21 protein-coding genes are annotated in these 23788 nt (G+C 62.7%); 6 read left to right on the top strand and 15 right to left on the bottom strand.

All coding sequences use genetic code 11. The features are described 5' to 3' along the window. A complete protein-coding gene (locus BDW41_RS21870; RefSeq protein WP_233496994.1) occupies window positions 1–792 on the top strand; it encodes a GTP cyclohydrolase I in 792 nt (263 codons plus the stop codon). Window positions 793–844: 52 nt separating this feature from the next. Here the strand turns inward: BDW41_RS21870 and BDW41_RS21865 are convergent, their stop codons facing one another. From BDW41_RS21865 to BDW41_RS21855, 3 genes are read right to left on the bottom strand one after another with little or no spacing between them, the layout of a single operon-like run. Then, window positions 845–2377, bottom strand: a complete 1533-nt coding sequence (locus tag BDW41_RS21865) for a cryptochrome/photolyase family protein (protein WP_074551990.1) — start codon at window positions 2375–2377, stop codon at window positions 845–847. A gap of 24 nt (window positions 2378–2401) precedes the next feature. After that, on the bottom strand, window positions 2402–3058 hold the full coding sequence (locus BDW41_RS21860; protein ID WP_074551989.1) for a ChrR family anti-sigma-E factor: 657 nt from the start codon (window positions 3056–3058) through the stop codon (window positions 2402–2404). Next, complete coding sequence (locus BDW41_RS21855) at window positions 3055–3540, bottom strand: sigma-70 family RNA polymerase sigma factor (protein WP_233496993.1); 486 nt, start codon at window positions 3538–3540, stop codon at window positions 3055–3057. Before BDW41_RS21855 ends, BDW41_RS21860 begins: the two co-directional genes overlap by 4 nt. Window positions 3541–3967: 427 nt before the next feature. Between BDW41_RS21855 and BDW41_RS21850 the strand changes: the two genes are divergently transcribed. Then, window positions 3968–4534 (top strand): lipocalin family protein, encoded by a 567-nt coding sequence (locus tag BDW41_RS21850; protein WP_083337824.1) that lies wholly within the window; start codon window positions 3968–3970, stop codon window positions 4532–4534. Between the two features lie 158 nt (window positions 4535–4692). On the opposite strand, the gene BDW41_RS21845 is transcribed toward BDW41_RS21850, so the two are convergent. The 11 genes from BDW41_RS21845 to BDW41_RS21795 all read right to left on the bottom strand — a co-directional run bounded on the left by BDW41_RS21845 (window position 4693) and on the right by BDW41_RS21795 (window position 14565). After that, window positions 4693–5220 carry a lipocalin family protein gene (locus BDW41_RS21845; protein ID WP_074552018.1) on the bottom strand — a complete coding sequence of 176 codons (528 nt, stop codon included), beginning with the start codon at window positions 5218–5220 and terminating at the stop codon, window positions 4693–4695. A gap of 17 nt (window positions 5221–5237) precedes the next feature. Then, window positions 5238–6326: a class I SAM-dependent methyltransferase gene (locus BDW41_RS21840; protein ID WP_074551987.1), complete on the bottom strand. Its 1089-nt coding sequence runs from the start codon at window positions 6324–6326 to the stop codon at window positions 5238–5240. Then, window positions 6323–7108: a DUF1295 domain-containing protein gene (locus tag BDW41_RS21835; protein WP_233496992.1), complete on the bottom strand. Its 786-nt coding sequence runs from the start codon at window positions 7106–7108 to the stop codon at window positions 6323–6325. The genes BDW41_RS21840 and BDW41_RS21835 overlap by 4 nt, the downstream gene beginning before the upstream one ends. 8 nt (window positions 7109–7116) lie before the next feature. After that, on the bottom strand, window positions 7117–7650 hold the full coding sequence (locus BDW41_RS21830; protein WP_074551985.1) for a DUF2878 domain-containing protein: 534 nt from the start codon (window positions 7648–7650) through the stop codon (window positions 7117–7119). Continuing rightward, window positions 7647–8945 carry a cyclopropane-fatty-acyl-phospholipid synthase family protein gene (locus BDW41_RS21825; protein ID WP_074551984.1) on the bottom strand — a complete coding sequence of 433 codons (1299 nt, stop codon included), beginning with the start codon at window positions 8943–8945 and terminating at the stop codon, window positions 7647–7649. Before BDW41_RS21825 ends, BDW41_RS21830 begins: the two co-directional genes overlap by 4 nt. Beyond that, complete coding sequence (locus BDW41_RS21820) at window positions 8942–9721, bottom strand: DUF1365 domain-containing protein (RefSeq protein WP_074552017.1); 780 nt, start codon at window positions 9719–9721, stop codon at window positions 8942–8944. Before BDW41_RS21820 ends, BDW41_RS21825 begins: the two co-directional genes overlap by 4 nt. Before the next feature lie 5 nt (window positions 9722–9726). Beyond that, window positions 9727–11001, bottom strand: a complete 1275-nt coding sequence (locus BDW41_RS21815) for an FAD-dependent oxidoreductase (RefSeq protein WP_074551983.1) — start codon at window positions 10999–11001, stop codon at window positions 9727–9729. A 2-nt stretch (window positions 11002–11003) separates the two neighbouring features. Further along, window positions 11004–11909, bottom strand: a complete 906-nt coding sequence (locus BDW41_RS21810; RefSeq protein WP_083337823.1) for an acyl-CoA desaturase — start codon at window positions 11907–11909, stop codon at window positions 11004–11006. Window positions 11910–12021: 112 nt separating this feature from the next. Next, on the bottom strand, window positions 12022–12858 hold the full coding sequence (locus BDW41_RS21805) for a hypothetical protein (protein ID WP_083337814.1): 837 nt from the start codon (window positions 12856–12858) through the stop codon (window positions 12022–12024). A gap of 171 nt (window positions 12859–13029) precedes the next feature. Next, window positions 13030–13425 (bottom strand): response regulator, encoded by a 396-nt coding sequence (locus tag BDW41_RS21800; protein WP_083337813.1) that lies wholly within the window; start codon window positions 13423–13425, stop codon window positions 13030–13032. Between the two features lie 222 nt (window positions 13426–13647). Continuing rightward, entirely contained in the window at window positions 13648–14565 is a 918-nt protein-coding gene (locus BDW41_RS21795) for a tyrosine-type recombinase/integrase (RefSeq protein WP_233496991.1), read from the bottom strand. On the opposite strand from BDW41_RS21795, the gene BDW41_RS21790 reads away from it, so the two are divergent. The 4 genes from BDW41_RS21790 to avs1c all read left to right on the top strand — a co-directional run bounded on the left by BDW41_RS21790 (window position 14545) and on the right by avs1c (window position 23007). Beyond that, window positions 14545–15123 (top strand): NAD(P)-dependent alcohol dehydrogenase, encoded by a 579-nt coding sequence (locus BDW41_RS21790; RefSeq protein WP_199535414.1) that lies wholly within the window; start codon window positions 14545–14547, stop codon window positions 15121–15123. The two genes, BDW41_RS21795 and BDW41_RS21790, sit on opposite strands and share 21 nt — an antisense overlap. A gap of 563 nt (window positions 15124–15686) precedes the next feature. Beyond that, the gene (avs1a, locus tag BDW41_RS21785) at window positions 15687–16868 is read left to right on the top strand and encodes an AVAST type 1 anti-phage system MBL fold metallo-hydrolase Avs1a (protein WP_074551981.1); all 1182 of its coding nucleotides are present in this window, start codon (window positions 15687–15689) and stop codon (window positions 16866–16868) included. Then, a complete protein-coding gene (avs1b, locus tag BDW41_RS21780) occupies window positions 16865–22708 on the top strand; it encodes an AVAST type 1 anti-phage system protease Avs1b (protein WP_158537023.1) in 5844 nt (1947 codons plus the stop codon). Before avs1a ends, avs1b begins: the two co-directional genes overlap by 4 nt. A gap of 5 nt (window positions 22709–22713) precedes the next feature. Next, window positions 22714–23007: an AVAST type 1 anti-phage system protein Avs1c gene (gene avs1c / locus BDW41_RS21775; RefSeq protein ID WP_074551980.1), complete on the top strand. Its 294-nt coding sequence runs from the start codon at window positions 22714–22716 to the stop codon at window positions 23005–23007. A 229-nt stretch (window positions 23008–23236) separates the two neighbouring features. Here the strand turns inward: avs1c and BDW41_RS21770 are convergent. After that, the coding region (locus BDW41_RS21770) for a site-specific integrase (protein ID WP_110301688.1) at window positions 23237–23788 on the bottom strand (552 nt) is incomplete at its 5' end.

The raw sequence follows: 23788 nt of genomic DNA, 5'->3' as shown, positions 1-23788 counted from the left end.
ATGGGCCGCTATTGGATGTGTGGCAAGTCGCCTTGTAGACAGGCGGTCAACGCCGGTCTGGAGAACATCGTGGACATAAAGGTCGGTTCGCTTTCGGCAACACGCCGCAACGACGATGAGCCGCCGGTTTCGGAGCGCATCCGGCAGCGCATTCTTCACCACGGGAAGCGATTCCATGCCAATGACAACATTGGCGAGTTTCTGCAGGAGGGCGAGCTCGCGCTGCTACAGCAGGAAGTGGCCGAAAGGATGCACGGAGTGCTTGAGTCGCTGGTGATCGATACGGTCAACGACCACAACACGCGTGAAACAGCGGGGCGCCTGGCCAAGATGTATGTCCAGGAGATATTCGCGGGCCGCTACAGCGTCATGCCTGATGTCACCGAATTTCCCAACGTGGAGCAACTCAACGAATTGATGGTGGTAGGGCCCTTGCGCATCCGCAGTGCCTGCTCGCACCACCTGTGCCCGATCATGGGCCAGATCTGGATCGGCGTATTGCCGCAGAAGGATTCGAGCCTGATCGGCCTTTCCAAGTACGGCCGGCTGGTGCAATGGATCATGTCCCGGCCGCAGATTCAAGAAGAGGCAGTCGTACAGGTCGCCGATCTGCTGGAAAGCCGGTTGAAGCCCGAGGGCTTGGCGGTGGTCCTGGAGGCGGATCATTACTGCATGCGTTGGCGAGGCCTCAAGGACGACGAGGCGCGAATGGTCAACAGCGTCATGCGCGGACCGTTTCTCAAGGATGCCTCGCTGAGGTCCGAGTTCTTCTCGTTGCTGCCCAGGCGTTGAACGCGGCCATGGGCCTGCGGCTTTTCAGTACGGAAAGCAGTGGATGCAGGCTCTAGAGCTTTTCCAGGTTTGATCGAATGGACCATGCGGCGCTCGACAACGCTCGCTGCGCCTCGGCGTCCATTCGGTCCCACTGGCGATAGGCTAGTGCCAATCGGGGATTGCCGCCCAGCAGGTGGCGATGCCGATCCAGGAAATCCCAGTAGAGAGTGGTGTAGGGGCACGCGCGAGCGCCGGTTCGCTGCGTTGGGCGGAAAGGGCACTGCGTGCAGTAGTTGCTCATGCGCTGGATATAGGCACCCCCGGAAACATAGGGCTTGGTGGCCAGCAGCCCGCCATCGGCAAACTGGCTCATCCCGACCGTATTGGGCAACTCCACCCATTCGAAGGCGTCGATGTAGACGCCCAGGTACCATTGGTGCACCTGCCAGGGATCCAGGCCGGCCAGAAGGGCAAAATTGCCGATCACCATCAAGCGCTGTATGTGGTGCGCGTGCGCCTCCTGCAGCGATTGGCCAATGGCGTGCGCCATGCACGCCATGCGCGTTCGGCCGTTCCAGAACCAGCTGGGAAGATCGCCACGGTGGCCGAAGACGTTGCTGCGATCGTAACCCGGCATGCGGGCCCAGTAGACGCCGCGCACATACTCGCGCCACCCCAGGATTTGCCGGATAAAACCCTCCACGGCCGCGAGCGGCGCGTTACCTTTGCGCCAGCACTGCTCGGCGCGCTCCACCACTTCGCGGGGCGACAGCATCTTGGTGTTGAGTGCGAACGACAGCAGCGAATGGAACAGGCGGGTCGCTTGCGTGCTCATCGCGTCCTGGTACCTGCCAAAATAAGGCAATACCCGCGCCATGAAGAAGTCCAGCTGAAGCAGCGCCTCGCTACGGTCGAGCGGCCAGCGAAACGCGGATGCCTGGGGCGCGCCGAAGCTTCGCACGCCGCACTGCTGGATGGTGCGCCACAGCGCGCCATGGTCGTGGCATGGACGAGGATCGTGGGGCTCTTCCGGTTCGCCACGCCAGGCCTGCCGGTTCTCGTGGTCGTAGTTCCATCGATCGCCGGCCGGCTTGCCGTCCGTCTCCATCAGCACGCCATGCTTGCGTCGCATGCTTCGATAGAACGACTCCATGAGCCAGCGCTTGCGCTTGCCGAACTGCTGCTGCCCTTCGTCGCGCGTGGTGTAGAAGTGTTCGCTGTCGACCATGAAGCTGGCGAGGGGCAGCTGCCGGGTATATTCGAGCAACTGCTCGTCCAGGCGCCACTCGTCAGGAGCCTGGTACTCCAGCCGCGCCGCGCCGTATTCGGCGATGATGGCATCCAGGTTGACGCAGAGCGACTGTTGATTGGCCGGGGCGTCGATGGCCAGGTAGTGTACGCGATGCCCGCGTTCGCGCAGCAGCTCCGCAAAGCGTCGCATGGCCGCGAAGATGGCAAGGATCTTCTGTGCGTGGTGCAGGACGTAGTCGGTTTCCTGGCGGATCTCCATCATGACGTACACGACGTCACCGGAGATGTCGCGAAACCACGAGTGACCGGGATTGAGCTGGTCGCCGAGCACTAGGCGAATCGTCGTCGCCATGCCGTGGTTACCTCGCTGTTCGCCCTACAGCTTGAAGAACGGCTGCAACGTTCGCGCGAGCCACCCCGAAAAACGCAGGGGCAAGTCGGTCGCGGCGACGCACACACAGGGCACGCCAGGCGAGGTCACCGGCTGATGCTCCACATCGCTGTCAAGATCGGCTACGTCGCCGGGCGCAAAATGCCCCAGTGAGTCGTCATAGGCGCCTTGCAGGATCATGGTCAGCTCGTTGCCGCCGTGCGTATGCATGGGCACACATCGCCCCGGGGCGATGCGCAACAGCATCAGGTGTCCATCATCGACATGGCGCGAACGGATGTGATGCACGCCAGGGCCGATGGTTCGCCAGCGAAGGTCGCTGTAGGTCTCACCGAAATAAGGCCAAAGCGGCCGCGGCAGAACATGGGGGTCCAGAGTGCGGTTGGCCGTGGCAGTCATGGATGGCGGCGTCGAACGCTCGCCAAGCCGGCGCATGATGTCGTTGCGTGCGGCGGCGGACATCGCCGCGCCCTCTTGCAGGCTGATCAGCTGACCGCCCACCGCATCGGCGTCCAGCATGCGCTCGCGGCAGCTTTGGCAGATGCTCAGATGAGCCGACACCACGACGCGGAAGGCCGCCGGCAAGGCGCCTGCCGAGTAACCGATCAACGTGCTGTCATCGAGGTGGTGGTGCGGCTTCATGACGAGCCCCTCAGCCCCGCCTGCAGCTTGGCGAATGCGCGCCGCAGATTGGACTTCACGGAACCCAGCGGCATGCCCAGCTCATGGGCGATCTCGCTGTGACTCTTGGCTTCGAAATAAGACATGCGAATAAGGCGGGCCTGCGTGGCCGGCAGTTGATCGATGGCGCGGGAAAGGCCAACGTGGTCGGTGAATGCCTCGGTGCTGCTGGCATCGTCTTCCGGCGTGGTCCGGTCGAGCCAGTCGAGGCCTTCCTGGATATCCAGCCAGTGCGGTTCGCCCCGGATGCTGTCGATATACAGGTTGCGGGCAATGCGAAACAGCCAGGTGGCCAGGCTGGCGCGCCTTGCATCGAACAGGTCGGCGCGGCGCCACAGGCGAAGCATGGTCTCCTGCACGAGCTCCTCGGCCTGGGCCTGGGCCACCTTCAGGCTCAACAGGTACCTGAGCAACCGCGGCGCGTAGTGGTCGTAGATGCGCATGAAGCACTCCACGTCCCGCCGCGCGACGACGCCGGCCACCTGGTCAGCCCAATAGTTCGCGTCGTCGGTTGCTTGGTTTGCTGGGCCAGACACGCGGCGAGCGGCCTCGAGAGGCCTAACCTTTGTAGGAGGAGGAGTGGGGGCCATCATAGCCTTACCAGGCTGATCCTGGGTGCGCAAAGATGTCCGCCGCCGTCACCGTGGACCCTCGCGGGGAGTCGAGCGCTGACGGTGGCGACGGCGGGCAGCAGGGCGACGGTCATGTCGAGTGGGGTGATGGAATCATGCTGCTTATACGTGCCTGGCCATGCATTGGATGCAGCGACCGTCCAGGGCGGTGCAGTCGCCTGCCATGGCGTTCAGGGCGCCCCATCCTGGCGCGCACCTGTTGTTGCATCCATCGGGCGGCCTGCTGCGTAAGCATGGGATGAACCCAGTCAGCACCTTTCTCAACAGGCGTCTCCTTGCGCCCGCCTTTGTCGGCTTGCTGGTGACGTGTTCGGGCATTCATGCGCAGAGCCTCCCCAACCAGCCGGTCGCCCGGCTGGATCTGGCGCGATACATGGGCCAGTGGCACGAAATCGCCCACCTACCGCTGGTGTTCCAGCGTCAGTGCGTAGGCGACATCACCGCGCATTACGCCCTGATCGAGGGCCAGATCCAGGTCACCAATGCCTGCCGTACGGGCGACGGTTCGCTCGATACCGCGATCGGCCTGGCACGGCCGGACGGCAGCGGTCGCGGCGGCGCGCTGCAGGTGCGCTTTGCGCCACGCTGGCTGAGCTGGCTGCCGTGGGTCTGGGCGGATTACTGGGTGGTGGACGTCGACCCGGATTATCGCTGGGCGGTGGTCGGTAGTCCGAGCCGCAAGTACCTCTGGATACTGTCGCGCTCGCCCGCCATGCCTCGCGCGCAGTTCAATGAGCTTGTGGCGCGTGCGAAGATGAGGGGTTATGTCCTGGATGCCTTGCAGACGAAAGCGCCGCTGCTCTGAACGAACGGTGGCTCTGCGTGGGGTGGGGATTTCCCTGCGCAGTGCGCTTTGGGTTGCCTGTTGACGATCGGCATGCGCCGCCACCGGCAAGCCGGATGGCGAAGCCCTGAGTGGGAACGTGCCGGGCCCTTCGATATGACAACCCTCCGAGTTTGGCCTTATTCCTGAGGCACTTTTCGCAGGCGGCGCGTGTCGTAGCCCATGGCGGCCACATGGGCGACCAGGAGGTCATACTGCGACTCGGGAATGGTCGGCGAGCGCGCCATGATCCAGACGTAATCGCGTTTGTTGCGCGCGACAATGACCGCGCGGTAGTCGGGATCGAGCCAGGCAATGATGTACTCGGCCTTGATCGGCCACAGGAACTGCATGCCCCATACCGCATTGCCGCTGTCGGCATGGACGAAGCCGGTGGCATGCATGGTTTTCAGCTTGCCGTCCGGCGTACCGTCCCGATAGGTAAAGGTGGTCTGGATGCGGCCGTCTGGGCGCAGGGCGTAGGACTCCACGGCATGATAGGCGTGCCGCTCGAAGTACGTGGGTATGGCGGCAATGACATACCAGTCACCCATATACCGCTGCACGTCCACATGCCGCACGGGCGCGATCGGCGCCTGATCGGCGAATCCGGTCAGCGGCAGCGCAACAAGCGCGGCGGCAACCACACCTTGCAGTAATTGGCGCATGACGTGCTCTCCCATGGTTACCGCTCCCGCACAAATCGGTAATGGGCTACCAGCCACTCCTGGCCGTGGCGATAGCCGAACAGTTCCGCGCATGACATCCAGAACATGCGCCAGCGCTGAAACCAGAGGCTGGCGAGGGCATCATTGCCGTAGGCGTTTTTCAACACCGACAGCACCGGACCGCGTTGCTCGTCCTGGCGCGCCAGCCACGCATTGGCGGTGCGTTGATAATGCGTGCCGTCCACCAGCCATTGCCGTTCAAGGCACAGGTCGCGCTGGAAGCAGAGCAGCGTGTCCGCGGCAGGCATCATGCCGCCAGTAAAGAAGTGCCGCCCCATCCAGTTGTCTTCGCCTTCCGTTTCAAACGGGTAGGCGGCATGGCGATGCGCGAAAATGTGCACGAAAAGCCGCCCATCGCGGCGTAGCCAGCCCGCGATGCGTTGCATCAGCAGCTCGTGGTTCCGCACATGTTCGAACATTTCGACCGATATGCAGCGGTCATAGCTTTCGCCGGGAAGATCGAGCGCATTGATGTCGCAGGTGATGACCTGCACGTTGCCCAATCCGCGCTCATGGCACTTCGCCATGATGTGGGCGCGCTGGGAGTGCGAATTGGACACGGCGGTGATGCGCGATGCGGGGAAGCGTTCGGCCATCCAGAGCGTGAGGGAGCCCCAGCCACATCCGAGCTCAAGTATGTCCTGCCCGTCGCACAACTGTGCGCGCTGGGCATACAGCTCGAGCATGAACAGCTCCGCCTGCTCCAAGGTGGTGTCTGCTTCCGGGAAGTAGCAGGATGAGTACTTCAGGTTCGGGCCGAGGCAGCGTTCGAAAAAAGCGGCGGGCAATTCGTAATGCTGGGCATTGGCGGCGTCGGTATGAATGGCCATGGGGCCGTGGCGCAGCCTGTGGATCAGGCGCTGATGGCGCTCCTGGCTGGCACTGGCGCCGCCGCGATAGCACTCGGCCAGGCGCTGCGCGCACAGTCGGCGAATGCCCGCCCTTAGCAGGGTATCGGGCAGCAGTCCGCGTTCGGCCAGTCCAAGCAGTCCAGGGGCGGGGCGATCGGCGTGCAGTTCGTCGGTAGAGGCGAGGGTCGCGCTCATGAGGATCTCCTGGAAGCATCGGAACGGGGAGGCCATGGAAACAGCATGGGCGTGCTTTGCTGATACGCGCGGTAGTCGTCGCCCCGCGTGCGCAGTGCCTGGGCCTCGGTGTAAGGAACGCCGCTTATCCAGCGCAGGAACACGTACATCATCAGTGGGCCTGACCAAGCCAGCCAGCCGATCGGCGAGCCCACGGCAAGCGCGACATAGCTGAACCAGTGCAACCACTCGAAGAAATAATTCGGGTGGCGCGAGTAACGCCACAGGCCCGAGCGACAGGTCTTGCCGCGTCGAGCCGGGTCGGCACGGAAAGCGGCCAGCTGCCGGTCGGCAAGCGATTCCAGCGCGACACTGGCCAGCCACAGCAGCACGCCACCTGCTGTCCAGGCAGTCATGCTTCCGACCGGATTGGCGGCTACCGCCATGAACGGCAGCGCGAACACCAGCACAAGCAGCGCCTGTGCCTGGAAGAACAAGAAGAACTTGGCCTGGCTACCTTGCCAGTGCGCGCGCAGGTGGCGATAGCGCCCGTCTTCCGCTTCGCGGTTCACGCGGTGCCATAGATGCGCGGCCAGACGCCACGACCAGATGCCGCCCAAGAGAGCGAGCAGTGCGCGAGGCAACACCGCGCCGGTGCCTGTCACGGCCATCAGCACGGCAGCGACGCCCAGACCGGCAGCCCACAATACGTCGACGATGCCGGCATTGCGGCGACGCCGCTGCCAGTCCCAGCCCAGCGCCATGATCAGCGCCATGATCACGCCCAGGGACAGCAGTTGCATCGCGCCGCTCATGCCCGACGCGCCTCATCGCGTGGAGCATCGCGTCGGCTGAGGGCGCCCAGCAGCGGCAACGCCAGTGCCCAGCAGGCGGCGATCCAGGACAAGCCCGGCCAGTACGACACCTGCACCGCGCCCCATCCGTGTGCCGCGGCGAGATAGGCCAGCGGTGCGCCGATGCCACCCGCCAGCGCAGCCAGCCACGGTCGGCTTCGCAATACCGACAGCGATCGCGTGATGGTCGTGGCGAAGCAGGCCCAGAGCATCAGGATCCATAGGGGCGCGCCTTGCGACGGCCACGCGGGTTGTGGCGAGGCATAGTGCAGCCAGCCGGTGGAAGCAGCCACGCCGTCGACGAACAGCCCCATCAACAGGGCCGCCACCAGAAGCCGCGCCTCTAGCGAGGTGTGCTGCGTCGCAAGCAGCTGACCGAGCACGAACGCGGCACCGGCGAGCAGCGGCAAGGCAAGCTGTGCGTGCGCGGCCCCGCGCACCAGCAGGAACCACACCGACTGGTAACCCAGGAGGTTGATCCAGAACGTCATGCTTCGCCGCCTCGGTCGCGCGCCGTCCATCGGGCGGCGGGCGGTAGCGCGCCAGGCTTGGCCAGAAGCAGATGCGACACGCCGATGGAGCGCTCCAGGAAGCCGCCTTCGCAGTAGGCCAGGTAGAACTCCCACAGGCGAAGAAAACGTTCGTCAAACCCCTGTGCGCGCGCGTCCGCAAGACGGGCCAGAAACCGCTCTCGCCACGCGTGGAGCGTGCGGGCATAGGACAGGCCGAAATCCTCCTGATGTACCAGGGCCAGGTCGCTGACACGCGTCTTCGCCGCCAGGATGGCGTTCAACGACGGGATGAAACTGCCGGGAAAAATATGCCGTTTGATGAAGTCGACCGAGGCCAGTGCCCGCTCATAGCGGTGATCCTCGATCGTGATGGCTTGAACCAGGCCCATGCCGCCGGGTTTGAGCAGCTCGCTGAGCTTGGCGAAGTAAACCGGCAGATAGCGCGCGCCGATGGCTTCGATCATCTCGATCGACACCAGCTTGTCGTAGCGGCCATCCAGATCGCGGTAATCCTTGAGCAGCAGGCTGACGCGATCGGCGAGGCCCGCGCCGGCGATGCGCTCGCTGGCCAGCGCGTGCTGTTCACGCGAAATGGTGGTGGTGGTGACGTGGCAGCCGTAGTGCCTGGCGGCATGGAGCGCGAAGCCGCCCCAGCCTGTGCCGATCTCCACGACGCGGTCGCCCGGTTTGAGATCCAGCTTGCGGCAGATCACGTCGAGCTTTCGTCTTGAGGCGGATTCGAGCGTGTCATCGTTATCGCCCCACAGGGCCGACGAATACATCAGATCCGACGACAAGAACAACGAGAAAAATTCGTTGCCGAGGTCATAGTGGGCGGCGATATTGCGCCGCGCGCCGGCGCGGGTGTTCTCATGCAAGGCGTGCCAGACCCGCATGGCGAGCCCGCCCAGTTTGGCCATGCCGCCCTCCATGCCGTCGAGCAAGTCGCGGTTGCGTACCAGGAGCCGCACCAGGCCGACCGGGTCTTCACAGCGCCACCAACCCTGGGCATAGGCTTCACCCGCGCCGACACTGCCGTTGAGCGCCAATGCACGATAGAAGCGCATGTCGTGTACATGTACGTGCACGCGCAAGGCATCCACGCCTTCGTTGGCCGAACCCACGTCGATGGCGCCGACGGCATCGCGCAGGCACAGCACGCCGTGGCGCAAGCCACCCATGGCCTTGAGCAGGCGCTCCCTCAACAGGCGATCAATCAGGCCAGGTCGCGTGGCGTCCGCACTCATCAGACGCTGCTTGGCGATTTCGGTCATGACATTTCCCTTGGATGCAGCCTGCCATGGCCGGCTGGATGGTCGTGGACGGGAGTGCGCTTGAGCCAAAGCTTGAGCGCTTGCCAATGGATGGCGCCGATGACTTGCGCAGTCATGAGCGGATAGCGCCACAGCACCCGCCCAAGCGCATGGCGATCCAAGGGGCGGCGTTGCAGGGACAGCGATGCATCGAACTCGCAGGCGTTGCCGTCGCGCACTTTCATGTGCACCAACAGGTCGTCGGCGGGCGGCGTAAACCGCCAGTCGTACTGGCGCGTCATCGCCATGAAAGGTGACACGTGGAACTGCTTATCGAAGTTCCAGGCCATGGCGCGGCCACGGCGCAGTGCGCGATCGGCCGTCAGCACGTAGGCATGGCGCTCGCTCCACGGCGTGTTGGTGATCTCGGCCACGATGCACGACAGCGTGACGCCATCGCATTCATAGCAATAGTAGAAGGTGACGGGATTGAACACATACCCCGCATAACGCGGATGCGCGAGCATGCGGATGGGGCCACGGGGCACCTGGCCGCAGTGACTGCGCACACGCTCGCGCACGGCTTCTGCAAGCGGCATCTCGGCGGGGCCGAGGTAGTCATCCCGTCGCCATTCGGCGAGATTGCGGCGATTGGCCGACCACAGGGGATGATGCTGAAACACCTCCTCGATCTCGTCCAGATCCAGCAGCAACTGCGCCATGCGATAGCGGAACGCATGTGCCCGCGGCGCATGGCGTCTATGCGTCACCACGCCCTCATAAACGGCGCTGGCCAGCGCGCTCACGGGCAGGTCTCGCGCATGGCCTGGGGCAGGCGGACGAGGGAGCAGAGCTTCTGTGCCACTTCCACCGCGCTGCGCATGCCGTCCTCATGGAACCCCCAGCCCCAATACGCCCCGGCGTACCAGGTTCTGCGGATTCCCTGGATTTCCGCCTTGCGCGCCTGCGCAGCAACCGAGGCGGCCGTATAGACGGGATGGCTGTATGTCATCCGGCGCAGTATTCGCGCGGGGTTGATCGATTCGGTCTGGTTGAGGCTGACCACCAGCGGTTCGGGTGCATCGATGCGCTGCAGCAGGTTCATGCAGTAACTGACTGTGCAGGGCGCTTCCGGATTTTCGGGGATCACCGCGTTCCAGGCCGCCCAGGCCTTGCGAGAGCGGGGCAGCACGCTCGCATCGGTATGCAGCGCCACTTGATTGGCCTGATAGGGCATGGCGCCAAGGATGTCCCTCTCACGCTCGGAAGGATCGGAAAGCAATGCAAGCGCCTGGTCGCTATGGCATGCCATGACGAGGTGATCGAAATGCTCCAACCCCCGGTTGGAATCAATCGCTACCTGGGCGCCCTGGCGAGTTACCGAGCGCACGGGCGAGGACAGGCGCTCATCGACATCCCAGCGTTGGCGCAGGGCGCGTACGTAGGTCGAAGAACCCCCTTTCACCACCTGCCACTGCGGACGTCCGCTCACTTGCAGCATCTGGTGGTTGGCCATGAACTGCACGAGGTAACGCGCGGGAAACTGGAGTATCTGCCGCGACGGCGATGACCACAGCGCGGACGCCATCGGAACCAGATGATGGTCGCGAAACGCGGCACCATAGCCGTTTTGCTGTAGGTAGTCGCCAAGCGTCGGTCCTGCGCTCGACAGGGCGAGAAGCGCCGGCGCCTCCCGATAGAATCGAACGAGATCGCGCACCATGCCCCAGAAGCGCGGCGACAGCAGGTTGCGTCGCTGGCAGAACAACGTATCGAGGGTGGTTGCGTTGTACTCCAGGCCGCTGGCTTCGTGCCTGGCCGAGAAGCTCATCGTGGTGGGCTGTGAACGCACGCCCAGTTCGTCGAACAAGGCATGCAGCAAGGGGTAATGCACGGGGTTGTGCACGATGAACCCCGAGTCGACCTCGTAGGATTCGCCCGCCAATTGCACGTGGTGCGTATGTGTGTGGCCACCAAGGTAATCGTTGGCTTCATACAAGGTGACGGCGTGTTCACGGGACAACAGCCATGCCGAGGCAAGCCCTGCGATACCCGAACCGATGACGGCGACGCGCATGCCTAGTACTCCGCCTTGCGATGCACCCAGGCGGGTACGGGCTTGAGATCCCATACCAGGCCAAGCAGGGCCAGAAAGCGCAGGCCGTACCAGGTGAGGTCGATCTCCCACCAGCGGAAGCCCTGCCTCGCCGAGCCGGGATAGAAGTGGTGATTGTTGTGCCAGCCCTCGCCGAAGGTGATCAAGGCCAGCCAGGTGTTGTTGCGGCTGTCGTCGTTGGTGGGAAAGCGGCGTCGCCCAAAGCGGTGGGCCAGGGAGTTGATGGTGACCGTCGCGTGGAACAGCACGATGGTGGAGATGAAAAAACCCCACACGAGCATCTGCCCGCCACTGGTTCCCCAGGAGGGCGCCAGGGCGTGGAGCAGCGAGCCGAAACCGAACAGCAGCAGCGCGAGCGCGACGGGTATGGCCGTGTCGTACCGATCCAGCCAGCGAAGCTCCGGATAGCCGCGAAGATCGGTCACGCGATCCAGATCCGTGTGGAAAGCTTCCGGCGTCAGGAACCAGCCGGCGTGGCTCCAGAGAAAGCCGTAAACAGTCGGGGAGTGGGGGTCGAGTTCCGTGTCGGCGTGACGATGGTGGTTGCGGTGATGCGCGGCCCACCACAACGGGCCGCGCTGCACGCAAGACGCCCCGATCAACGCGAAAGCAAACTGCACGGCGCGCGAGGTACGAAATGCGCGATGCGAGAAGTACCGATGGTAGAAGCCGGTGAGGGCAAACATGCGGACCGCATAAAGGACGGCCGCCGTCACCAGGGCCACGGGCGAGGTACCGACCCAGATCACGCCAAGGCACGCCAGGTGCATGGCAAGGAAGGGAATGGCGCGTACCCAGTCGATGCGATGCGACGCACCGGACGCCGAAACTTCGGAGCCCGCGTCGAACCACAGGCGCACGCGCTGCATCAGGGAGCCGCTTTTCGACGGGGCTTGCGGGAAAAGCGGGTGGCTCATGGAAGGGTTCCGCCGTGGTATGTGACGTATACGTCGCGTGGCATCGATTGGATGCAGCGTCCGCTCAGGGCGGACAATGCGAGGCGAGCGGCAATCGGGCGGCCGCCTCGACGTCGGGTTGCGCGGGCGCGGGACCGATAGCCTCTCGGGGAAATTGGATCCGCACCCGTTGGCGGCGACCTCGCTCGTCGCGGATATTGCTAATCCCTGCGAATTCCTCCAGGCGGTGATCGACGTTCGCGTAAGTCAGCCACACCGATGGGGCAAGGGCGCCCAGGAACCCGTCAAGGCCAAGGCGGAATTGGCGCGAGTCGCCATGAACATTCGTCAATGGCTTGAGCTTGAGGTCCAGGTAACCCAGCCGGCCGGGCACCACGAACGCCGCTTGCACTCCCTCGGGGCGGTTCAATGCTGCCCAGTGGGACTGCACGAACGCGTCGAATCCCGCATCGACGACCGTGTCCGGCCGCGCCGGAAGGTCCGCGGACTGCGTGGGCGCATCAGCGCGTTCTCTCACATAGACACGCCATGCCCCTAGCATGCGCGTCGCACCTTCCTCGTAGCCATCGCGCGCATCCTGGAAACTGAAATCCGGCGCCCCGGGTTGATCCCCGTAATGCAACCACTTGCGCGCAAACGGCTGCCCGCCCGAGCAGCGATACAGGACCAGGCGCGTCAGCGTGCCTTGCTCCCGGAACAGCCAGTGCTCCTCCCGATAGCGCAACTGGCCGTTATCGGCAGCGTACGCCATGCCCGAATAATGCGACACGCCTTCGAATGACCCGGCGTGCAGTAGGCCGGATGCCGTCAGCAGCAGGCAGAGGGCAACTGGCCTTGGGAGCAGGCCAGGAAGGCAGGCGAGAGGTGACGCAAGCAGACGAGACGCGAAGTGAATATCCATGGGAATCCATGCCGAACCAGGGGAAACAGGGGCGTCTACTCGAGCGCGGACGGCGCGAGGTCTTGCCATTTGGGCGCCCGTTCTCACGTGTGCAGCACGCAATGCGGCAAGACCATGGAAAGGAGCGCCATCCTTTGCATGGCATTTGTTCAAGCGACCGATGAATACGCCTCACCGGGTCCTGGAGCGATCGATCTCCGCCGCCAGATCTCTCAGGTAGAAAGGCTTCGCCAGCACGGTGACATCGTGGGGCAGCTCCGCGAGATCCTGTCGAGGCTCCGCCGTCACGACGATGATCATCAGGCGCTCGAACAGCTGGCGGGCCATGGCGGCCAGAACAGAGCCGTCCATCGTCCCCGGCATGTTCACGTCGGTCAGCAGCAGATCGAAGGGCCCAGCTCCGCGAAGAAGGGCAAGTGCCTCATCGGCATTGCTCGCGCTGGTAGCCGCGAAACCGAGTGCGTCCAGCATGGCGCAGAAGAGTTGCCGAAGATCGTCAGAGTCCTCCACGACCAACGCCCGCGGGATGGCTGGCCCCACCTGGATGTCGCTATCGACTGAAGTCATGGCGATGTTTCGCGATTCCTGGGTTGTCGCGCATGCGAAGGGTAGTCTTCCCTCGAAGGCGACCCTATGGCCTGAGGTTCTCCTCGGATGTACGCGTTTGGCTCGCGTTTGGATGCAGCCTGGAGCTACGAAATTTCCAGCCACACCACAACGTTCCCTGGCTGGCCGATGCAAAGTCGAACTCGGCCAACGATCGCGGGATGCGGGCGGGCCATGCGATGCTTAGGTCACACCGGGTTCCGGCGACGGTATGGTCGATGCCGTAACCTCGCGAGCGGGCGTGCCAGGGACCGCCAAGAGGTGGCTCGCGCGGCTGGCCAATAAGCTGCCCGCCTGGAAGTAGCCCATCACGGTGCCCACGCCGCGATGCTCGGTCATCGCCATCACCTCCCCGAGCGGGACACCCTGCCGCGCCGCTGCGGTGACGAAACCCGAGCGCAGGCTGTGCGCCGCCCAGTCACCGGCGAGACCGGCCAGGCGAGCGCGCCGCTGCACCATGCGCGCAATGTGGTCACCGGTAAGGGCCGTGCTGCCGACGGCGTCACCGCGGTGCAGCCGCCGAAAGAGCGGCCCGGTGGCGGCCGGCGCCTTGGCCAGCCAGGCGGCCAAGGCGTGGGCAGCCTCACCGCGCAGAGGCTTTTCCCGGTGGGTGCCGGTCGTGTCGGTCTTGGTCGCACCGAGGGTCACCATCCAGGTGTCGGCATCGAGCGGGCGCACGTCGGTGACCTGCAACCCCACCACCTCGGAACGGCGCCGACCGCCACTGCTCCACGCCACCAGCAGCAAGGCACGGTCACGCACGCCGCGCACCCCGTCGGTGCATGTGGCGAGCAAGGCCTGCAGCGGTTCCACGGTCATCGCCGTTTTGGAATGCACCTGCACCCCCTGACGGACCTGCGCTTTGCGGGCCTGCTGCAGTAGGCGCTTCACCGCCGCCGCGTCGGTCGGTGCCGTCCAGTCGCGCACGCGATGCCAGCTAGCCAACACCGCAAGGCGGTGCATGACCGTATTGAAGGCCAACGGGCCTGGCCGATGCTTGACGCCGGCTGTGACCAAGGCGGCATCCAAGGAAGGCGGTAACGCATGCGCCCAGTCGCCGTCGTCCGTCGGGCGGGCTACGTGATCGAGGATGAACTGCACCGCGACCGCCGGCGGCAGCGGCGCCTCCGACGGCAGCAGGCCACAAGACAAGGCACTGGCGGCGTCTCGACGTTTGCCATTCAGTTCGCTGCAGCGGCAGGCGCGCGGGTCATTTCCACCTCATCCAGCGACGACAAGCTCAGTTCAGCACGCAAGCTCGGTGCAAGCGAAACCATCAACTACCGCATACATCCGGAATGGCAGCAAGAAGCTCTGCGGCTGACGGATGGGCGTGGTGTTGACCATGTCGTCGAGGTCGGCGGCGGCACAATCGACCGCTCGGTTGGCAGCGTTGCGGTAGGTGGCCAAGTTCACATGATCGGCGCCCTATCCAATGGCACGCTCAGCCCGCGCCTGCTGGTGCCTTGGAAGACACTTCGTGGCGTTATGGTCGGCTCTACCGCCGACCATGAAGCGATGAACCGAATGGTGGCATACCATAAGATTCGACCGGTCGTCGGTAAGGTCTTTCCCTTCGATGAGGCGGTCGAGGCATATCGGTACCTTGAATCTGCCTCCCATGTCGGCAAGGTCGTTATTACTCACAATCATGGTTGAGATCTGAAATCACCGGCGCATTTTTCTCGAGGTAAACGATTCATTCTAGTGGCCTATATCAAGGCCAATAGCCTAGCCTGTGGGTCGACAGAGGGTCCGCAATCCGGATTCAGGCTTTCTGATGGGCGCCGTTCGATGATCACTGCACTGGCCGACCCGAATTCGCGTGATTAGGGCAAGTTATCGAGGGTAGGGCGGTCGCGCTTCTCCTGTCACAGAAGCCATTGAATCTCGCCAGTGATACCTGGACTTATACCCGTGCGCTGCCTCTTGGCGGCAACGGGCGGCCCAGATCCAGCCCCTTGGTATTGCGCCCCGCCCGCCTTTGGCCGATTTCGGATTATGTCAAAGCTATTGGCCGATGTTATTGGGGTAATGACATTCGCCATTTAGCAGCCATGCCCCAAGCGATTGATCCTGAGATTTTTACGGCGGAAGCATCGCGGTTACTTGTGACACATTGAGGTCGCATCGCTGGAGCGGGGCGTTCGGCTAAACTATCGCTAGTCGTCGATGTCGGTTCCAGAAAGGGGAGTCATTGTCTATCGAAACGAGTCGCCTTGATGTCTAAGCTCAAGATGTACTCGGCAAAAAATGGGGATGCGTTCCTCGTTGAGATTGCCGGGCAATACGTCCTTGTCGACGCCGGGTATGCGTCCACCTTTTGCAACGAGATCGCCCCTGACTTGTCGCAGCTTCGTCTGGCTGGGCAACGATTGAGCCTGGCGTTATGCACGCATATCGATGCCGATCATATCGGCGGCATGATCGAGTTCGTTTCGGCCAATGGCCCACGAGGCGCTCGACGGATCATTGACGTCGACGACTTCTGGCACAACAGCCTCCGATCGCTACCCGTCCAGGCAGGCGCGACGGACAGCCTGGAAGATCAACAACTGCTGGAGGCCCTTCGGCGGCGAGGCTATCCATCGGTGGCTGGACAGGCCCCGGCAGCCCATCCGGTGGGCGCCCGGCAGGGCAGTTCGCTGGCCCGGCTTCTCAAGGAGTGCGGATACCGGTGGAACGGAGGCGATGGTACGCGTTGCATCCAATCACAGACGTTACCGGTTGAGTTGCCTGGCGGGGTAGAAATTCAAGTGATTGGGCCCCGTATTCAGAGACTGGAGGCCCTGCGAAGCTGGTGGATGCGCGAACTGCAGCGCCTTAGCTACCGAGGAAGTGGCCAGATAAGCGATCTTGTCGAAGACGCCTACGAGATGTGGTGGGCGGCAGCGACGCCGCCAGGCGCAGCGAAGATCAGGTCCATTGCATCCAAGGCGGACCGCCGGTTGAGCGACGTCTATGTTCAGGACACGTCGCTGACCAATGCCAGTTCCATCACGGTGATTCTACGGGGAGAGGGAACCAGCATGCTGTTCCTGGGAGACGCGTGGGCAGAGGACGTGGTCAGCCAACTCGAAGCGACAGGGCTATCCACGCCGCTGTTCGATGTCATCAAGATCGCCCACCACGGCAGCAAGGGCAATTCGAGCGTCGAGCTTCTGCAGCTGGTGGATGCGCCGTGCTTTCTGATCTCAACTGATGGGACACGGCACGGTCACCCCGATTTTGAGGTCTTGGCCGAGATTGTCGATCGACCGGCCCCCTTTGAGCGCGCCATCTACTTCAATTACGAGACACCGGCAGCCCAGCAGCTCAGGGGGTATACCTCCCGATCGCATACGCCCTTCCGCGTACACATAAGCCACAATGACTGGATCAACATCGGGGGAGAGCGGCATTGATCGAGGAAGAAGTCAAGGACGCCAGCTGTCAAATCGTCAGTGATGTCGGCTCGGGAACTGGATGGCTGATCTCCTCGGAGCTTGTGATCACGGCGCTGCATTGCGTCCGGGACTCGTCAGGGCGCATTGTCGATACCGCTACCCTGACATTTAGTGGCACTGACGCCGCCGCGACGGTGGAAGCCGCGGTCGTCGGATCGGATGATGCGCTGGACGTGTGTTTGCTGAAGCTGCCAGGACCGTCCGGGCGCCGACCGGTGCCGCTTGCCACCGCAGGAACTCGGGCAGGCGAGAAGTGGTTCGCCTTTGGCTACCCCGTGGTCAAGCTGCAACTCGGGCACGTCGCCCAAGGTGTCGTGCAGCAAGTCCTTGAGGCGCCACTCCATGGCATCGATATGGACTTGGTCGTGGATGCATCGGTCGCCTTGAGCGACTACGAAGGCCTATCGGGTGCGGCTCTCATGGTCGACGATGTTTGTCAGGGCCTCATCCGCGTTCGCGTGGACAACGGCCTGGGGGCGATCAGCTGCTCGAGCATTCGGGAATTTCTTCTCGCGCATGGTCTGAGTCCGGATACCCCGGCACCGGTCATCACCGCCATGATGATCGGTACACGCCCACAGTTCGATGCGCTGCTCGTCGATGGGCTGCGCGAAAGTAAGTCGGGCTACCTGCTTCTCGAGGGAGCGCATGGCATAGGAAAATCGACCTACTGCCAAACGTTCGCCCCCGACGCCGACGATGTGGAAGTACTAGGGGTATACGCCTTCACGGATCGGGCCCGCGGCTACACCTCTGCGCATCAAGCCCAGCCCGAGATCTTCTACGACTGGCTCAATACGTTGCGTTCCACGCGATCAACAGGGCGGCCTGCACGCCTGAGTGAGATGTCCTACTCCCAACTGATTGAGCACACGCACCGAGCCCTGCAGGCACTCGCCAGGGGGTGCGCGGAGTCGGGCAAGGATGGCGTACTGTTCATCGATGGCGTCAATGAGGCTGTCAAAGCAGGGGCCGAGGCGCTGCAGCGGTTCATGGGCCTGCTTCCGCAGACGCTGCCTCCAGGCCTGAAAATCATCATGACGGGCGTGGGACTGGAGTCGCTTTCCGCCAAGCTGGGCGATGTTGCCCTCGGGGCAAAGCGCTTGACGCTGCCCGTTCTCGGAAGGCAAGCCCAGGTGGACATCTGCCTATCCGTTCTGGACGGTAAGCGGGCAACGCCGGCCCTCGTGAACCTCCTGTGCGATCGGGCACTGGGGCATCCACTTTATCTTCGCTATCTGCTTGATCTCGTTAACGGTGGCACCAGCGATGACGAGCTGGAAAAGCTGCCCGCATTCAGTGGCGTCATCGAAGACTTCTACGAGACAGTATGGGCACAGCTGCTGTCCGACAGCGACGCCATTAATCTATTGGGCATGATCGCCCGACTGCGCTGGGGCGTACCGACGGCAGCGCTAATGCCGCTGCTGACTCCTGGCGAGTCAGCAGCCTATATTCCAACACTGGCGAGGATTCGCCACCTGTTGTCCACGCCAGAGACGACAGAGATCTACCACCCTTCGTTCTCCGAGTTCGTCATACACAAGACTGCAGAAGCCAGTGCATGGGTGCATGGTCGACTGGCTGCGTTCTGCGCAGACGATGCCAGCGGAAAATATGGCGTGCTCAATCGGGTCTACCACGGCCTGCTCGGAGACCACGCTCGTAGGGTGGATGCGATGACTGTCTGTAGTCAGTCATGGGTCGATGCATCCGTTCTGCTTGAGGCCGACCCCGACCTATTGCTGTCGGACATTGATGACGCGTTAACAGCGGCGACGCGTGAGGGCTCGGCGGTTGATATTGTCCGCCTGCTCTTGCTGTCTGGGCGGCTGACCTTTCGCTACAACATGCTCTTTGCACAGTCCGCCGAACTGGTGGCTCAAGCCCTTATTTCCCTCGGCAAGACGGACCACGCGCTACGGCATGCGTTACGTGACGGGCGCTTGATCGTGGGACCGGAAGAGGCCTTCGCCGTTGCCTACAGTTTGATTTCCACCCAACAGCACGAGCAGGCACTGACGATCTTGACCGCTGTGAACCGGATTTTGGCGGAAGCGTGCGCTGACGACGCGATGACCATTCGTCAATTCATCCATCTCGCGGAATTGCGGATCCACGTCTATGTTATCTCCGAACTGGCAGGGGCCGATACGCCGACGTTCGAGCTCGTGAAGTACGTAGGAGAAGTCCTGGGGGAGCCGCGGAACAAGATACCCCGTGACCAACAGGGGCTGATGATGCAGCGGATCGTTGGCGACATGCTTGGCGCCACCCTTTGCTTACAAGGCCGGTATAAACCCGTCGCGACCATCCCGATGCCCGAAGGGGTGCCGTCGCACGCGAAAGCCTTATCGCTTATCGCAATTTTGAACTTCGCCAGGATGTACAGTTCGATCTACAGCGTCCGGCTTCCCGAAGCGCCGATCCGGCAGCTGCTGGCGGATATCAGTGACCATCTGGACGAAACGCTCGTCGCTGAGCACCGTGATTTCGATGTCGTCGATGCCCTGATCAGCGTGGGGGCGGCGCCCGAGCTCGTCGCTCGTTATGCAGAAGGCGTCACCGTCGAGACGAGTGACATCCCGCTATTCACCAAGAACAGAGCTCTGCCCGACGACAAAGCGTTTGACGCAGCCTATGCTCAGCTGCGCGCTGCCTATTTTTTGGGCGAACAAATGGTCCAGCCTGTTGCCCAATGCCCACGCCCGAGTGACTGGGAAGTGCGCCTCTGTACGTTGGCCCGAGCAGTCGCATGGTATGACGGCATGGCACGCCGAGCGCATGGAGCCGGTGATACCACAGCCCTTAACGGCGTTCGAGAGGAACTTGAAACCCATCTGTTGCCCGCCTTCGACTTCCCGCTCAGATCGCGTATTGCATGGGAAGAGAGCTACTTCATGCCGGAGCATGTCGTCCCACGGCTCTACCGGCGACTGGCAGAATTGTACGTTGACTGCTTTGCCGGCGAGGCGGCGGGCCTGTTCGACCTCATGGAACGCAGCTTTAACTGCCAACTGGGCCTTTACAACGAGGGGTTTCGTCGTGCCTTACACAGTGTGATTGAGCCGTTCGTAAGAGGTGCTGTGCAAGGCTCGGTGGCTGACAGGGCCTTCGACCTGCTGAGTGCCTGGCGGGACTATGTGAGGGCGAATGTCGAGAACCGCTACGAACTGGTACCGGAGTTACTCCACATCGTGTCCTTGCTTGCCCAGGCCGGATCACCCGAGGAAGCTCTTCAGACATACCAGTACGTTCTAGCCGTTTCGATGGGCCCCGGCTGGTACAAGGAGGACCAACTATCGCTGATGACCGACGTGCTTTCAGCGCTTCCCATACAGACCAGCGTTCATGCGTCTGCGCTCGCAGAGATAGCGACTTATTTGGAGCGCGCCACCGGCGAGATGACCTTTAGGCGCTACGTGCGGTCTGTGAAGGGCACATTCATCGGTGAGCTGTTTCGTCGTGGGCTGGGTGCCGATGGCGTGATGTACTTCCAGCATCAGGCCTGCGGTACGACGCAGCAGCTCATGGAGCAAATTTCCGACGGCAACCTGGATCGCGTGTCGCCTTTTATCGGCATGCGGTTTCCGGGTGGCTCCCTCGAGGAGCAGGCAGCCTTGCTCCAGATTCTCGCGAATATGGGGGATACCCACGGCTGGCGGATTCGCTGGGCGCTGCTTGAGACTTATCAGCATGGCGATGATCGCCATCTGATGGATTGGGGGCGGCAATACGCCGAGATCATGCGAGGGCTGGCAGGGCAGCCCTCGGACTTGGCGTGGGCCTGCGCCCGGATTAGGACGATCGCGTGCTCAATGGATGGCGAAAAGGCTTGGCTATGGCTCCAGGCCCTGGTGCCGGCCTTGAAACCGCTCATGGTAGAGCCACTAGCTTCGCTATTGAACGAGCTCGAGTCGACATTCTCGGATCAGCAACTAGACCGGTGGGGCTCAAACTTTGGCGTGCAGCGCCGCCCACAGGTCTCGTCACCACGGACCGCCACGCCTGCGCTCACTGATAAGACCAGCAGTGCCCCTGCCGGAACGACACCAAAAGAAGTGGGCAACGTTGCTGAGCCCGACGACGACGGCATCCGGCTACCGGGAACGTTTGGGCGACGTTCCGCTGTGCGAGAGGCCGAGCAGGCCATGGAACGTGCACTGGCGGCGAATAGACGGCGGAACGCGGCGGCTGCCATCGAGCACAGCGTGGCCGCACTCAAGGCCCTTCAGCAAGGCGAATGGTCTATCTGGACCGATATGCACGCCGCGGGAGGGGCGGACCAGATGCTGAAGGACTTAGTCCCCGACGGTGACGCACTGGCCAGAACTTACGGATGTTTGGCGCTTGACGAGCGTCACGTTGAGCGGTGGCGGATTGCGGCCCGACTTATTCAGCTGTCCGCAGCGCGTATCAGCGAGCCTAGTCAGACAGAACTACTGCGCATAGCGATCGAACACGTGGCTCACATGATGGGTCACGCATCGGCTGAACGGTTTTCCTATATGGGAAATAGCGCGTGCGCGGAAGGTACGCCCGCCGCGTTGGAACTTTTGCTGTGGACGCTGGATCATCCGACATGGGAGCGGCGCGACAGTGCTGCGGCGATGGTGCTCTGGCTGCTTCGGACCGAGGATGCGTGGATAACCTCGCTCACGCATCTCATCGTGTCCAATGACCGCCGACACCGGGCCGATGTCGTGGCGGCGTCGCTAGATATCCTGTCGAGGGAGGATCCCGTCGGCCTTTGGCGGCGCGTCGCTCCTTGCCTCAATATTGACGAGTTACCTGATCAGGTCCGCCACGTTGGCAGGTTCTCGGTTCTTCTCCGGATCGCAGAACGTGCGGGAGGGCAGGGGGAGGAAAGCGCGGATGCACTGGCGCGCGCGCTTACGGCGAAACTGGATCAGGTGGTTACATCCGCCCGAACTGACGCTTCCGAAGAGTCACCTCCGTGCGTGCCCATGTACCTGGACGACCTATGGTACGACTTGAGCGAGCTTGGGCTGCTCGACACAGCTGCTGTCGAACGGTTTAACGCTGAGCTCGCTGATGCCTGTGCGCCACTGAGCATTGAAGACGGCTATATGCTCGAGCGAGGTGTTTCCAGGTCGGCCAATGAGTCCGCGACGTCGCTTGACCGCTGGGCGTTAAGGGTTCGTCATGCGCTGCACGTTGCGATCTTCCCGAATGTGTCTCTCGAGACCTTGCGGGAAGCGGATGCCATCCTGCGAATCCACAATCCAGAGTCGCTAGTCGAACCACCGGATGGTCGGCAAATCATTTCCCGCTTGCTCGATGCGCTGGCCGCCGGAACAGTGGGCAGCTACACGCCATCGACCCCCGATCTGGTGTACTTGCACATGCAATGCACCACGGACATTGACGGTAGCGAGTCACATATCGAGCTCATACCCCAGCTGGTGCGATCCGGATGGCGTGGATCCCGCGCGCTGGCAGAGCCTACGTTCCGTTCCACCGAGTGGCCGCGGCCTGACGAGGACGATGTTTCCGGTGTATGCAGTCGCGTCGATCCGGTCCCGGCTTACTTCGGCTCGTTGACACCGGCGGTCGCAAACCCAGCATTCTTGAAGTTGATCGGTGCCGACGCGACCGCAACCTTCCGCTACCATTGGCGGGACGGGGGAAGGAGCAGCTCGCGCGCTCCGAGCCGTGGCCATGAACATTCGGTGCTCGCTTTGAAGCGGGCATCACTCTGCCTTCCGCCCGAGTGGCGATTGGAATGGTGTCTGCTCGTTGATGGAGAGCATGTAGCCAGGTTGAAGAGGTATTGAGGTCCATGCTGCCAAAAATCTCATCCATGTCACCCCCTTCAACAAGGGCGGAATTCGAGGAGCGGATGAACGTTCTTCGTGAGCAATTGAGACTGGGCAAAATGCACTTTGCACAAGGGCTTCGAGGCCCTGACTCGCTGTTGAAGGTACGCAAGCTTCCGAATGGGCGCATCGATCTGCTCAGCATCGACGAGAGCGCGCGGCTTCAGGCAAACATGATGCATCAGATGCTCAGTGGGGCGTTCGGATCGGATTTTGATGATGCAATCGCCCCTGACGGGCGGGCGCCAGATGACTGAAAGCGCCTTCGCTTCTCAGAGCAATACGCAGCTGTGGATCATTGTCAGGCCAAACACCTATTCGGTCTGCAGAATGTCACGCGCCACCAGCTACTTGGGCGTAGCACCCAGTAGCTAGCGTAGAAGAAGGGGCTCGCGAAACCTCGGCAAGACCAATAGCAATTGGAACATTCAGGCAGAGAGTGCACTGCAGAAAGCCTATTTCCTAACAAGGTCGCGCTGCACTTGCCTATTTCAGTAAGCGAGCTGCAGGGTTGTCTTCGGCTTGCCCTGATTGAAAATACCCGATGACGCTCGCCACGGAGCGGTGTTCCGTCATGGCCATCACGGCGGGGAGCGGCACCCCTTGCTTGCCCGCCTCGGTCACAAACCCCGACCTTAAACTGTGTGCCCCAAAATCCCCCTCAATGCCCGCCAGGGCTGCTCGTCGCTTGACGATCGTCGCCACTGAGCCTGGCAGTAGGGCAGGGCCAACCCGATCCTTCCAGATGCGCCGAAAAAGCGCGCCCTCGCGAATCCCCGCCGCCTCGAGCCAAGCCGACAACGCCTGGGCGCTACGCCCCAGGATCGGCTTGTCCGGCGTCGAATCCACCTTGACGCCCGCCTGCTGCGTCTTCGAAAACTCCAGCCGATAGATGTAGCTGTCCTCGCCCGTCTTGCGCAGGTCACGCAGGTCGGCCGCCGCAATCTCGCTGCGCCGGCGCCCGCCGCTGGCGAAGCCGAAGCAGAGCAGGGCGCGGTCACGCAGGCCTTCCAGCGAGTCGTCGCAGGTAGCCAGCAT

The organism is Dyella sp. AtDHG13, from assembly GCF_003201105.1.
Lineage (GTDB): Bacteria > Pseudomonadota > Gammaproteobacteria > Xanthomonadales > Rhodanobacteraceae > Dyella > Dyella jiangningensis_B.
The sequence above is the reverse complement of the archived record's forward strand: the minus strand, read 5'-3'. Positions and strand labels throughout refer to the sequence as shown.